Below are 13,560 nucleotides of genomic sequence, written 5' to 3'. Positions count from 1 at the left end.
CGCCTAGCCCTCGCCCATTGAAGAGGACACCAACGGCCGCGCGTGGAGATAACGTGCGGCGCGCCGCTTGCTGTCGATATCCTTGAAAACCTTCTGGACCTGCATCACGGTGAGGCCGGTTGCCTCGGCGACGTCTTCGTCGGCGATCCCATGGTTCAAGCCGTAGAGGCACAAATCCATCAGATAATAAGGAAGCGCGAAGTAGAACTCCTCCTGACTCTGCGCCATCGAGAAGGTGTCTGTGGTGGGCGGTCTGCGCCGGACCTCTTCCTCCACCCCAAGATATTCGGCCAACTGGTAGACCTGGGTCTTGTAGAGGTGGACGATTGGCATCAGGTCGGCAATTCCGTCGCCCTGCTTGACGAAGAAGCCCTGGTCGTACTCCAGGCGGTTCGGCGTGCCCGCTACCGCGTAGTTGAGGCGGTCGGCATGGTAGTATTCGGTCATCTTGCGCAGGCGCTGCTTGTAGTTGGTTGCAGCGACGATCTGCAGATAGGCTGCCGACGGCAGGCGCACCGTGTCGGTCCTGCCCTCGGGGTCCTGAACCGTGAGGCGCGTGATGTTGAGACCGTTGCTCTCGAGAACCGAGGCGAGCACCAGCTTGCATTTCCAGCCGCCCCCATATTCGGGAACGACGGTCTGGATTGCTTCGGTCTGCCGTCTATAGGCGCCGATCGCTTCCAGGGCCGGCGTTATATCCTCCAGGATCGTTTCGATACCAAGCTGTGCGGCGACAATGCGGCCGAGCCTCAGTGAGTCGCCAGAGGAATGGCGCTCCGGCATGAATATCCCGAGGACCTTGCCTTTCCCAAAGGCGCGAACACACAACGCCGCAACGACGGAGCTGTCGATGCCGCCTGAGAGGCCGACAACCACCCCTCGACGTCGCAGCGTGCCGAAGACCTGCTGGCGCAAGATCTGGACGATGCGATCGACTTCCGCGCCAGCGTCGAGCACCAGGGCGTCTTTGCCGAATGTTGAGATCAGGTCGATGGCTTGTACTCCAGTTTGCGAGACTCGATTGGCGAATAGGTTTTCGCCACCGCTTTCTCGATAAGGGGACGATTGGTGGCGAGGTGAGGCTCTACAACCAGATCGATGTGGCTGCCGACGATCGGAATCACGTCCAGATGGGCGAAGACGCTATCCCAGCCGATTGCCAGAGGCATTCCGGGTCGAGCACAGCGGAACAGGGTGCCTGTGATCGGCAGCGCCGGCTTTGGCTCGGCCACCCACTGGAAGAAGGCTTGCGCGCGCAAAACCTCTTGCAGTTCCAGTTTGGTTCTAAAGCTCGTCGCGTTGAACTGTCCTTGAGCGAAGCGGTCGAGAAACTGGACCAGTTGTGCCTCGCGCTTCATTGCCACGGCGACTTTCGCGAGGGCGCGGCAAGCCATCCGGTAAGCGGACACGCGGTTGGTTCGGATTCGATTGACTGTGCGCGTAAACGTCTCCCAGCGGGCGCTTCGCTCCCCGACGAGGCTGGTGTCGAGGATGCCGAGGAACTTTACGGTTCGCCCCGCTGCCAGCAGCCGCGCCGCAACTTCGAAGGCAACAGCGCCGCCGAGCGAATGGCCGAGAAGTCGTACATGGCCCGAGGGTTGGGCGCGGCGGATCTGGTCGACGGCGGCGTCGGCCATATCGGCGAGGCTGTCTTGTCCGCGCAGTATCATAGCCAGGGCCGGATACCTGATCGGGGCAACACGGGTCACCTTGCCCATCGCTGCCGCAAAGGCAGCAAGGCTCGGGCCATAGCCGACGGACCCCGGGAACAGAAAAAGAATGGGAGGGTCGTGCTTCTGGGCGCGCGCGCTTTGATCGCCTGCCTGGGCGGACACGACCGCCTTGACCATTTGCTCCAGGCTCATCCCGACGGTGAAGGCCTCAAGGCCGAGTTCCTGCCCGATGGCGCTTTCGATTTCCATGACGCAGTGCAGCAGCTTCAGCGAATCTCCTCCGGCGTCATCCCAGCGTCCTGCCGCCACGCGCGTATTGAGAATGCTGGTCCATGCCCGCTGGACAACCTGCTGCGCGGTCAGCTTGCCTCGCGGCTCGAGCGGACGCGCGGTCGCCGCTGTCTCTCTGGCTGAAAGATCCATCTCTGCAAGTGTCGTGATGTCGACTTTGCCGCTCGGCAGACGCGGAATCTCGGCGATCGTGTGCAACCGCAAGGGACGCAGCGGCGGCGGCAGATTGGTCCTGACAAGCTGGCGAAGCTCGTCCGAAAAGGTCGCTTCGGCCGAGCGCCGAGGAACAGCAAAGGCGACAAGCTCATTCGCGGCCGTCACGATTGCCACGGCATCCGCGACAGAGGGTGCACAACGCAGCACCCGTTCGAGTTCGGCTGGCTCGACGCGTCGACCGTTGATTTTTACCTGGCGCCCCTTGCGACCGACGATGTGCAGCAGGCCTTGATCATCAAGTCGAACGAGGTCACCTGTCGCGAAAATCCGAAGGCCTGGATCGTGCGGGTCTGATGTTGCCGGCACAACCGCCCCGTCCTCCCAATGGCCAAGCAAGACATACGGGCTCCTGATCAGAAGCTCTCCGCTGCGGCCCGGTTGAACGCGGCGGCCCGCTTCGTCGACAATTGCGAAGGTGATTCCAGGCAGCAGCCAGCCAACTGGAACCGAATCTCCATGCTCTGGCCAGTCTCGCGGCAGGAACCATTGCGAGCCGGTGGTCTCGGTTGACGAGTAACCGATCTGGATAAGGCACGTATCGGAGACGGCCTTGCGCAGCAGGGCGATGTCGGTCCAGGGCACCTTCTCGCCACCGATCCGGGCGACTCTGAGTGAATGGAACGCTTCTGCAGGTCCGTCTGCCATAAGCGCGCGAAGCAGTGCCGGCACCAGATAGGTGATTGTCACGCCTTCGGATCGCACCAGGCGTTGAACGGCGCGCAAGCCGACCGCTTCGACTTCGACCAGATGCAAGGTGGCGCCGGTGAGAAGAGCAGCAAGAATCTCCCGGCACCCGGCGATTGTGGCGGGTCCGGTCAATGGCAAGAAAACATCATCCGAGTTGATGTGGCACGCATCGACATATTGCTGGACCCGGCACAGCAAGCTGCGCTGGCTGTTAACGATGCCTTTGGGCCGGCCCGTACTCCCTGACGTATAAAGCACGATGGCGGGCGCATCGACCGAGACGGAATAAGAACGAGGCACTTGCCCAGCCTGCGAGGCCGCACTGGTCGACACATCGATCCAACTGACCAGGTGAGGCAAACCATCGGGTCGGACATTGCCCTCGCCCAGGACAGCTGAGAGCCGCGCCCCGGCCACGATTTCAAGGATACGCGAGCTAGGATCTCGCGCGTTGAGTGGCACCGAAGGCCGCCCAGCCGTCATGCTTGCCAGCATGGCAACGGGATACCAGGCCGAGTTGGCCTGAAGAATCCCTATCGCCTGTCCGTCTGGGACGGCCGCCGCGATCTGGTGGGACAGCGTCTCGACTGACCGGAGGAGCTGGGAATAGGTCAGACGATTGGCGCCGTCGCTGATTGCAAGCTTGTCGGGGTACTGGCGGACGACATTTCTCAGGTGATCGAAGGCCGCAATGTTGGTAAAATCGACGCCCAATCTTTGAAATGGGCGCAGTACGGGACCACCCTGATCCAGTGCGTATTGTGGGACACTTGACCAATTATCCGAGGTCGTTGTCTGACAATCCACCGCTAGATCCTGATCCGCGACTTCTGATCCCAAATATGCCGAAGACATGAGTTGCCTACGCTAAGATTAGGGTCACTTATCGCCCCCCGCCCCAATCTTTTCATCGATCATTCTGATGATGCCCTGATCTTCCCTCAAGGACGCGCTTGGTTAGTCGCTTCGCCTGTTTCGCAAGCCGCCGGCCGAGCCAATCATGCCGGGCTCGCTGGCTGTTGTGGTGCGCATGACACGGACACATGCCAAGGCAGGCTCGAAGACCAAGGTGGGGTCGAAGATGGAATTGCCGCTATTCAGGCATATTGCCTATTCGGTGGTTCTTCCGGACGACACCGGCGATGCTTCGGTGTCGGAATAGCTGCCGGGGACGAAACAATAGGCATAGATCTGTCCCCGATTTTCGTCGGTCACGCGGATCCAATCCTTTTCCCACGTTCGGAAGGTAATACGCCCGCCCGTCATCATAGCTGCGGCTCTGAACGGACTCGGCGCGTTGACAACGCGCACCGAGATAACATCGTCGCCGTCCATACGCTCGACGAGATACGTCTGCATGAAAGCCTCCCCATGCCCCCGCTAGATCACCCGCACTTTAACGCCGGCTAATGAATTCGGTTGCAACTGCTTGGCGAAACTTTGGGTCCGATACTTTCCGTACCCACCGGCAACTTGGCCCTCCGTATCCGTCAGGTTTTTCAGCGACGGGATGCCAGTTCAGGGGAAGGCAGGCTGATTGCGGCCATGCCGGCGACATGCCAATCTGCGCCGCAACGTTAGGCCTCCGCCTCCGCGGGCAATGGAAAAGGCGCTCGAATGGGCTCCTTTATGCTGTCCGTGATCTGGCATTCTGCCCGTGATTTGGCCTCATCGGACGACCCTACAGGCCTTTGCGGGACATCCACATAGCGTGGCGTCGCCATCACCGAGGCATAGCAATGTGCGTCGGCGGAGAAATGGGACGGTTCGTGGTTTTCTGATCCGTTGGAACAGAAGGCCTGGTGCTGGAACGTCAATCGTATTTGGCCAGGAAACGCCCGACGGCGCTGAGGCAGTCGTGCTTTTCCTCCACATGCGGCATGTGGCTGGAATACGGGAAGACCAGGCCTTCAACGTACGGGATAAGATCCAGAAAGGGCTGGACGCAGGCCTCGGTCGCTTCGTCGTAGAAGCCGCGGAAAACCAGGGTCGGCGCCTCGATCCGATGCAGGCGGTCGACGATGGTCCAGTTCCGCATCGTGCCGATGACGTGGAACTCATTGGGACCGTTCATGGTGTGATAGACGGTCGGATCTTCCTCGATTGCCGCAAATGTCCGGGCGACCTCTGGCGGCATCGGAACGACGCGACAGACATGACGGTCGTAAAAAGCCCTCGTCGCCGCAACGTATTCGGGGTGATCGGTGGTTCCCGCCGCTTCGTGCCGGTCGAGCGCACTTTGCACATCGGCCGGCAACTCGGCGCGCAATTGCCGGGCTCCTTCCACCCACAGCGTCATCGAGGCCAGCGAATTGGCCAGGATCAATGCCTTGAGCCCCTCAGGGCGGCGCACGGCGTGCTCGGCCGAGAGTATGCCGCCCCAGGACTGGCCGAGCAGGGCATAATGGCCGGCAATGCTGAGATGGGCGAGCAACGCATCGAGTTCGCCCAGGAAGAAATCGACGGTCCAGAAGTCGCCGCCCTTGTCCGGCAGATGGGTCGATTTGCCGTTGCCGATCTGATCGTAGTGGATGACGGCTCGCCCGGTTCCGGCAAGCTCCTTGAATGAGTCCACATAGTCGTGGGTGCAGCCCGGTCCACCATGAGCGACGACCAGGGGCAGCTTGCCCGACCCGAGGTCCCCGGTCACACGGTACCAGGTGCGATAGCCCTTGTAGTCGCTAAATCCTTCGGTGATCGCATGTGCCGTCACAGTCCAAGCTCCGCATCATGGCGCGGCAGGAGCCACTTTGGTGCACCCCTCCCAAGCCTTGTTTGCGGCCGACGGTACTAAGCGGCCCAGCGCATTTACAGCTAGCACTATTTATAGGTTCGCCGGTTATGGGTTCGCCCGAGGCAAGGCCGATCGCCCGCAGGTCGCGAGCCTCAATGCTCCGGTTCGAGCAGCCGGTAATGGGCGGCGAGCGCGATGGCATGGAAGCGGTTGCGCGCGCCAAGCTTTCGCGTCGCCGCGTTGAGGTGCAGCGTTGCGGTAGGCACCGCGCGGCCAATCTCACGCGCGACCTGCTTGGCCGTCAGTCCGGCAGCGGCCAGGCGCAGGCACTGACGTTCGCGCGACGTCAGATGGACATGTTGGCAGGTGCGGATTCCGGCGTCGAAACCGGCGTAGGCGGAGTCATGCAGCAGATGACCCAGATCTCCGATCTCGGCGATCAAGGGTCTGGCTTCGAGCTCGAACCCGGCCTCCGGATCGGCACGGATCGCGGTGAAGGTGGCGAGATCGCCGCCGGCAAGGCGAATGGGTACGGTGACGCCGCAGGTCATCCTGGTGTCAAGCAAATAGCTGACCACAGGATCGTGCTTGGACTGGAGCACGCGCTGCATGACGGTGCTCTGAACGCCGCTGTGCGACCAGAAAAACGGTCTCGATACGGTGAGCGCGGCCTCCTGCACCGGATCAAGCTGATAATATCCGCCCTTGCACCAGAGATCCTGCATGTCGCGCGGCACGTTGCGCAGAGCCATCAACGAGGGCGTGATAAGCTCACCCTTGTGACTGACCGGCACGGGCGTATAGTCGTAGATGAATGCGGTGAAACCGATGGGCTCCAGCACCTCCGTTGCCACCGCCATGGCAGCGTCGATGCTCATTCCGGTTTGGAACCGGCTCTCTAGATCGCCTGGAAGGCTTTGCATCGGGCAAGCTTACCCGCTGATGATTGCTTGTCAAATAGCCATGTCGGCCGGCTGCTCAACAAATAGGCGGGGATAAGCCTGTCCGACCCTATCTATCTTAATAGCTATCCCGTCCGGCTTCGCTCGCCGTAGTCTTTTGCGATCGGGCCAAGTAGCGCACACCGTTCGCAAACCCAGACTGTTTCAGCCGCGCAATGGTCGATCGACCGGGTTCAGCGCGGCAAAAGCCGACACGCCTCCATGAGGGAACAAATATGCGACCCCAAAAAGCATTTGCAGCGTTGATACCCTGCCTGGCTCTGCTCGGCGTGACCATGATGTCGCCGGCAAGCAGTGCCTTGGCCACCGAGGGCAAGCCAGGCGGCACACTCCGACTGCTGGCCAATGCCGCGGCAGGCACTGCCGATCCGCACATCAACTACACGCTGCAGTATTTCCAGATCAATTATGTCCTCTACGATGGCCTGGTGACCTACAAGAAGGCCGGGGACAAGACCGGCTTCGAAGTCGTCGCGGACCTGGCGGAAAGCCTCCCGCAGGTCGAGAACGGCGGCAAGACCTACGTCTTCAAGCTGCGCAAGGGCATCAAATTCGCGGATGGCTCGGATGTCACCACGAAGGACGTGGTGGCTTCGTTCCAACGCATCTTCAAGATCAGCGGGCCGACGGCCGGGACCTTCTACAAAGGCATCGTCGGCGCGGATGCATGCTTGAAGGCCCCCGCTGCATGCACGCTCGAAGGTGGCCTGTCGGTCGACGATGCGGCCGGAAGCATTACCTTCAACCTGGTCCAGCCGGATGCCGAGTTCCTGCAGAAGCTGGCCGTTCCACACGCGTCGATCCTGCCGGCGAGCGCGCCGCTGAAGGACGCCGGCACCGATCCGATCCCGGGTACCGGACCGTACATGATCGCCAGCTACGACCCCAACAAGCTAATGAAGATTGTGCGCAATCCTCACTTCAAGGAATGGAGCAAGGAAGCGCAGCCGGCCGGATATCCGGACGAGATCGACTATGAATTCGGCCTTACCGACGAGGCGGCGGTGACGGCGGTCGAGAATGGCCAGGCGGACTGGATGTTCGACCCACCGCCGTCCGACCGTCTCGCCGAACTCGGCACCAAATATGCCGCGCAGGTCACGGTTCACCCGCTGACGGCAATGTGGTATGCGCCGATGAACACCAATCTGGCGCCGTTCAACGACATCCGCGTTCGCCAAGCGGTGAACTTCGCAATCGACCGCGCCGCGATCGTCAAGCTGTTCGGCGGCAGCAATCTGGCGCAGCCGGCCTGTCAGATCCTGCCGCCGGGCTTCCCGTCATTCGCAGCCTATTGCCCGTTCACCGCCAATCCAGGTGAGAAGTGGTCGGCGCCGGATATGGACAAGGCCAAGCAATTGGTCGCGGAATCGGGAACCGCAGGTCAGGAGGTGACGATCATCACCGAGGACACCACGGTCTCCAAGGCGATCGGCGTCTACCTGCAGGATGTGCTCAACCAGCTTGGCTACAAGACGTCGGTCAAGCCGATCTCGCAGAACATACAGTTCACCTACATCCAGAACACCAATAACAAGGTGCAGATTTCGATCTCGCAATGGTTCCAGGATTACCCGGCGCCATCGAATTTCCTGCAGGTCTTGTTCAGCTGTGCCTCGTTTACGCCGGGCTCCGACGCCTCGGTCAATATTTCGGGGTTCTGCGACAAGTCGATCGACGCATCGATGGACGAGGCAGAGGCAGCCACCATCGCCGATCCGGCCAAGGGCGCGACACTCTGGACCGCCATCGACAAGGCTGTGACGGACAAGGCTCCGGTCGCTGTCCTGTTCACGCCAAAGCGCGTCGATGTGATCTCTTCCAGGCTGAAGAACTTCACCTTCAGCCCGCAATTCTACTGGATTGTCAGCCAGTCCTGGGTGGAATAGCCGACCGGAGCCAATGCGACGGAGTGCCGCTGGCTCTCCGTCGCATTTCCTTTTCCAGCGGATCAGCGCATCTTCCAGGCCGCGATTTTTCCCAGGCAATCCTGTTCATGGTCAATGTCATTGCGGACCAGCCTGCCGTCCCGGTTCGCCGGGCCACCGATGGCCCGTGGCGCACCGCTTGGCGCAAGCTGAAAGGCGATCGTTCGGCAATATCTGCCTTCGCCGTGCTCGTCGTCATCGTGATCGCCTCGCTCGCGGCGCCGCTTTATGCGCGATACGTCTCCGGCACCGATCCATTTGTGACCAATCTCAATGGCGAGATCGTCGTCGATGGGGTGACCCAGCCGGTGCTGCAGCCCTCCACCGAAGGCCTTGGCCTCGGCATGACGCCGGTCGGGCCGACCTGGCGCATCGGCCCCTATATGCTCGGTGCCGACAACCAGGGCCGTGACGTCGCGGCGCGGCTGCTTTACGGCGGACGGGATTCGCTGTTGATCTCGGGTGCTGCAGCCGTGCTGTGCCTTGTCCTCGCGACATTCCTGGGGGTCGTTTCCGGCTTCTTCGGCGGCATCGTCGACATCGGCCTGTCGCGCATTCTCGACGTGCTCTGGGCTTTTCCGATTTTCCTGTTGGCGATTTCGTTGTCGATCGTGCTGATTGCGCAGAGTATCCAGATCGGTCCGTTCGAAATCCGCTCCGGCAGCCTGTGGCTACCGGTCTTCATCATCGGCATCGTCTATGTGCCCTATGTGGCGCGGCCGATCCGCGGCCATGTCCTGACCTTAATGCATGCCGAATTCGTCACCGCTGCGATCGGCCTTGGCGCATCGCCCTGGCGCATCCTTTTGCGCGACATCATGCCCAATGTGGTGACCCGCATCATCGTTTTCGTGCCGTTGATCCTGGCGCTCAACATGATGACGGAATCCTCGCTGTCGTTCCTGTCGATCGGCGTGCAGCCGCCGGATGCCAGCTGGGGCACGATCATCCAGGACGGCCAGGGCCTGCTCTATTCGCGGCCGGTCGTGGCACTGGCGCCGGGGCTAGCCATTGTGATCACGGTGCTGGCCCTAAACATTCTGGGCGACGGCGTGCGCGACGCGCTCGATCCGAAATCCTCGCCGAGGGGCGTCTAGTGGTTGCCGCGCTCGGCTTCCGGCTTGGCCAGATGGTGCTGGTTATGTTCGGTATCAGCGTCGTCGCTTTCCTGATCTTCTTTGCGACGCCTGGCGCTGATCCATCGGCGCGCATTGCCGGCCGCAATGCTTCGCAAGAGACGCTGATCCAGGTGCGCCACGATTTCGGTCTCGACCGGCCATTGCCGGTGCAATATGGGCTGATGATGAACCGGCTTTTCGTCAGCCGCGATCTCACCTCCTTCGTCAATCGCGGGCAGCGCGTCATTCCGACCGTGATAAGCGCCATTCCCGTGACGCTTTCGCTGGTCGGCGGCGCGGCAGTGCTGTGGGTGCTCGGCGGATTGATCGTCGGTGTGATCGCAGGCGCAACGCGCGGTACATTCATTGATCGCGCGCTGATGACCCTGAGCCTGGTAGGCGTGTCGATCCCGGTCTTCTGGCTGGGCGAGGTCGCCAACCTGCTGACGCAAAGCCGCTGGCACGACAGCTGGCTGTTTTCCTGGGTTCCTCCGCTCGGCTACATCCCCCTGACCGAGAATCCCTGGGGCTGGTTCAAGGCGCTCGTCATTCCGTGGTTCACGCTGGCAACCCTTTATGTCGGTCTCTACGGCCGGGTGCTGCGGGCAAGCCTGATCGAGATGATGCAGGAGGATTTCATCCGCACCGCCCGAGCCAAGGGGATCGGCGAGCGGCGGGTGGTGCTGCATCATGGCCTCAGGACCTCGCTGGTCGCATTTGTTACCATGTTCGGCCTCGACTTCGGTGCCCTGGTCGGTGGCGGCGCGCTGCTGACCGAAGTGGTCTTCGGACTGCAGGGCGTCGGAAAACTGACCTACGAGGCGCTGCAGACGCTCGATCTGCCGATGATCCTTGCCACGGTGATCTACGCCGCCTTCTTCGTGGTGATGGCAAACTTCGTCGTCGACGTGGTCTTCGTCTTCATCGACCCGAGGGCTCGCGATGTCGGCTGATGCTCCTCTTCTGGTGGTCAAGGACCTCGCCGTCTCCTTCCGCAGCGACGAGGGCCTGGTGCGCGCGGTGGGAGGTGTTTCGTTCTCTGTCGAGCAGCGCGAGATCATCGGTGTGGTCGGCGAATCCGGTTCGGGCAAAAGCCAGACCTTGCTCGCCATTATGGGGTTGATCGACAGCCCCAACGCTATCGTCTCCGGTTCCATCCGTTTCATGGGACAGGAGCTGATCGGGCTCAAGCGGCGTGCGCTCGATGCCATTCGCGGCCGCCAGATCGCGATGATCTTCCAGGATCCGATGTCTGCGCTCACCCCGGTGCATACGATCGGCAACCAGATCGGCGAGCAGGTCCGCGCGCATGAAAAAGTGTCGGCGAAAGCGGCACGGGCGAGGGCCGTGCAATTGCTGGATGCGGTCGGCATCGCAAATTCGGGTCGGGTCATCGACAGCTACCCGCACCAGCTTTCCGGCGGTATGCGCCAGCGCGCGGTGATTGCCATGGCGCTCTCGTGCAACCCGGCGCTGCTCGTCGCGGATGAACCGACTACAGCCCTCGATGTTACCGTGCAGGCGCAGATCCTCGAACTGATCGGACGATTGCGCGACCAGTTCGGTTCCGCTGTGATCCTGGTCACGCACGATCTTGGCGTCGTCGCCGAAGTCGCGGACCGGGTACTGGTGATGTATGGCGGACGCTTTGTCGAGGAGGGCGGCAAGAGCAGCGTGTTCCGGGCGCCGCTGCATCCCTACACATGGGGCTTGTTCGGCTCGATCCCGCCGATAGAGGGACCACGTCCAGCCCGGCTCGCTGCCATTCCGGGAATTCCGCCGTCGCTCTCCAACCTACCGAAAGGCTGCGCCTTCAGCCCCCGCTGCGCCTTTCGCCATGACGCCTGTCTGGTTCAACTGCCGATCATGCAAGGCGAGAGCCATCGCGCCGCGTGCCTGTTGCCGGAGCCTACGCGCACACAATTCGCTGCCCAGAGGCCTGGCGGCGTGGTGGAGATGCAACGATGAATGCCATGCCACGCGAACGTCCGCTGCTTCGTGCCGGCGACCTGTCGAAGCGCTATAGCGTCGGCCGCTCGATCTTCCCGGCGCAGCGCCGGATCGTGCATGCGGTTGATACGGTGTCGCTCGACATCTGGCCCGGGGAGACCCTCGGCATCGTCGGCGAGTCCGGTTGCGGCAAATCCACGCTTGGCCGGTGCCTGGTGCGTCTGACCGAAATCAGCTCGGGGTCGCTGGAATTCGAGGGCCGCGACATCAGCGACGCCTCCCAGCGCCAGCTTCGTCCGTTGCGGCGGCAGATGCAGATGGTCTTTCAGGATCCCAGCGCTTCGCTCAATCCGCGCCGGCGGGTCGGCGATCTGCTGGCCGATCCGTTCCGCATCCATGAACGCCTCTCGGCATCGGAAATGGCGGACCGCGTGGCCGAGCTCCTGCGCCGGGTCGACTTGTCGCCCCAGCACGCATCGCGCTACCCGCACGAATTCTCCGGCGGCCAGCGCCAGCGTATCGGCATCGCCCGCGCGCTGGCGCTGCGGCCACGGCTGATCGTGGCCGACGAGCCGGTCTCGGCGCTCGACGTGTCGATCCAGGCGCAGATCGTCAATCTGCTCGCCGACCTGCGCGAGGAGTTCAACTTGACTTATGTGTTCATCGCCCACGATCTTTCCGTGGTGCGTCAAATCTCGAGCCGTGTGGCGGTGATGTATCTGGGATCGATCGTGGAGAGCGGGCCGACCGACGAGGTCTTTGCGGCGCCCAGACATCATTACACCGCGGCGCTGCGTTCCGCCGTGCCGATACCCAGCATCGACCGGGCGCGGCGCGGCCGGCTGGTGCTCAAGGGTGATCTGCCCAGCCCGATGAACCCACCCTCGGGGTGCCGGTTCCACACCCGTTGCCCAGCTGCCACCCCGATCTGCCGCAGCGAGCGCCCGCTTCTCCAAAGCACTGGCGAGGGCCGCCTGGTTGCTTGCCATCATCCAGCCGGCGGTTGACGACGGGAATTCTCGTTCAGCGATATCGGATCAGGACCGTTCAGCCGTAATCGTCGCTTCGGCGAGAATAGAGGCCGATCTGGACGCCGCACGATCCGACGCTATGTTGCGATGATCTTCGGAATACCCGTTCAGGCATTCCTCGGCCAATTGCTGGTCGGCCTCATCAACGGCTCGTTCCACGCAATGTTGAGCCTGGGCCTGGCTGTCATATTCGGCCTGTTGCGCGTCATCAATTTCGCCCACGGCGCGCTCTATATGCTCGGCGCCTTCGTCGGGTACCTGCTTCTCGCCCGATTTGGCATCGGCTACTGGCCGGCTCTGATCCTGTCGCCGCTGATCGTCGGCGGCTTCGGCGTCGTGGTCGAGCGCCTGGCGCTGTCGAGACTTTACGACATCGACCCGCTCTACGGGCTGCTTTTCACCTTTGGCCTCGCGCTCGTGCTCGAAGGGGTGTTCCGTTACTACTATGGCGTATCGGGAAGTCCTTATTCCGTGCCGCCGCTGCTCTCCGGGGGAACCAATCTCGGCTTCATGTTCCTGCCTAATTACCGCGGCTGGGTGGTGGTCGCCTCGATGATCGTCTGTTTCGGCACCTGGGCGCTGATTGAGAAGACCAGGCTTGGCTCCTATCTGCGCGCGGCGACGGAGAACCCCGGGCTGGTGCAGGCTTTCGGCGTCAACGTGCCGTTGCTGCTGACCCTCACCTACGGCCTCGGCGCCGCTCTTGCCGGGCTTGCAGGGGTTCTCGCCGCGCCGATCTATCAGGTGAGCCCGCTGATGGGATCTGACCTCATCATCGTCGTCTTCGCCGTCGTCGTGGTCGGCGGCATGGGATCGATCCTCGGGGCGATCGTCACCGGTTACATGCTTGGCCTCGCCGAAGGCCTGACCAAGGTCTTCTATCCCGAAGCCTCCAATCTGGTGGTCTTCGTCATCATGGCAATCGTGCTTCTGGTCCGGCCAGCCGGCCTGTTCGGAAGGGATGCCTGAG

At 62.1% G+C, this 13,560-nt stretch carries 11 protein-coding genes; 6 read left to right on the top strand and 5 right to left on the bottom strand.

Going from position 1 to position 13,560, the window contains the following annotated elements:
* Positions 1–3: 3 nt before the first annotated feature.
* The 5 genes from nadE to NKJ23_RS06695 all read right to left on the bottom strand — a co-directional run bounded on the left by nadE (position 4) and on the right by NKJ23_RS06695 (position 6,479).
* On the bottom strand, positions 4–987 hold the full coding sequence (gene nadE / locus NKJ23_RS06715) for an NAD(+) synthase (protein WP_352679378.1): 984 nt from the start codon (positions 985–987) through the stop codon (positions 4–6).
* Positions 984–3,722 (bottom strand): AMP-binding protein, encoded by a 2,739-nt coding sequence (locus NKJ23_RS06710; protein WP_502902500.1) that lies wholly within the window; start codon positions 3,720–3,722, stop codon positions 984–986. The genes nadE and NKJ23_RS06710 overlap by 4 nt, the downstream gene beginning before the upstream one ends.
* Before the next feature lie 255 nt (positions 3,723–3,977).
* Positions 3,978–4,226, bottom strand: a complete 249-nt coding sequence (locus tag NKJ23_RS06705; RefSeq protein WP_156937305.1) for a hypothetical protein — start codon at positions 4,224–4,226, stop codon at positions 3,978–3,980.
* Between the two features lie 454 nt (positions 4,227–4,680).
* A complete protein-coding gene (locus NKJ23_RS06700) occupies positions 4,681–5,580 on the bottom strand; it encodes a proline iminopeptidase-family hydrolase (RefSeq protein WP_352679298.1) in 900 nt (299 codons plus the stop codon).
* Between the two features lie 173 nt (positions 5,581–5,753).
* Positions 5,754–6,479 carry a LuxR family transcriptional regulator gene (locus tag NKJ23_RS06695; protein ID WP_352679296.1) on the bottom strand — a complete coding sequence of 242 codons (726 nt, stop codon included), beginning with the start codon at positions 6,477–6,479 and terminating at the stop codon, positions 5,754–5,756.
* A gap of 299 nt (positions 6,480–6,778) precedes the next feature.
* On the opposite strand from NKJ23_RS06695, the gene NKJ23_RS06690 reads away from it, so the two are divergent.
* The 6 genes from NKJ23_RS06690 (at position 6,779) to NKJ23_RS06665 (ending at position 13,559) form a co-directional block, all read left to right on the top strand.
* A complete protein-coding gene (locus NKJ23_RS06690) occupies positions 6,779–8,452 on the top strand; it encodes an ABC transporter substrate-binding protein (protein WP_352635886.1) in 1,674 nt (557 codons plus the stop codon).
* Positions 8,453–8,559: 107 nt separating this feature from the next.
* Entirely contained in the window at positions 8,560–9,588 is a 1,029-nt protein-coding gene (locus NKJ23_RS06685; RefSeq protein ID WP_352679293.1) for an ABC transporter permease, read from the top strand.
* Positions 9,588–10,562, top strand: coding sequence for an ABC transporter permease (locus NKJ23_RS06680; protein WP_352679291.1), 975 nt, complete (start codon positions 9,588–9,590; stop codon positions 10,560–10,562). The genes NKJ23_RS06685 and NKJ23_RS06680 overlap by 1 nt, the downstream gene beginning before the upstream one ends.
* The gene (locus tag NKJ23_RS06675; protein ID WP_352679288.1) at positions 10,552–11,577 is read left to right on the top strand and encodes an ABC transporter ATP-binding protein; all 1,026 of its coding nucleotides are present in this window, start codon (positions 10,552–10,554) and stop codon (positions 11,575–11,577) included. Before NKJ23_RS06680 ends, NKJ23_RS06675 begins: the two co-directional genes overlap by 11 nt.
* Positions 11,574–12,566 carry an ABC transporter ATP-binding protein gene (locus tag NKJ23_RS06670; protein ID WP_352679286.1) on the top strand — a complete coding sequence of 331 codons (993 nt, stop codon included), beginning with the start codon at positions 11,574–11,576 and terminating at the stop codon, positions 12,564–12,566. The genes NKJ23_RS06675 and NKJ23_RS06670 overlap by 4 nt, the downstream gene beginning before the upstream one ends.
* A gap of 111 nt (positions 12,567–12,677) precedes the next feature.
* The gene (locus tag NKJ23_RS06665) at positions 12,678–13,559 is read left to right on the top strand and encodes a branched-chain amino acid ABC transporter permease (RefSeq protein WP_352679283.1); all 882 of its coding nucleotides are present in this window, start codon (positions 12,678–12,680) and stop codon (positions 13,557–13,559) included.
* The last annotated feature ends 1 nt before the right edge of the window (position 13,560 follow it).

The sequence above is a fragment of the Mesorhizobium sp. M0184 genome, assembly GCF_040322215.1.
In the GTDB taxonomy this organism is placed as follows: domain Bacteria; phylum Pseudomonadota; class Alphaproteobacteria; order Rhizobiales; family Rhizobiaceae; genus Mesorhizobium.
The sequence above is the reverse complement of the archived record's forward strand: the minus strand, read 5'-3'. Positions and strand labels throughout refer to the sequence as shown.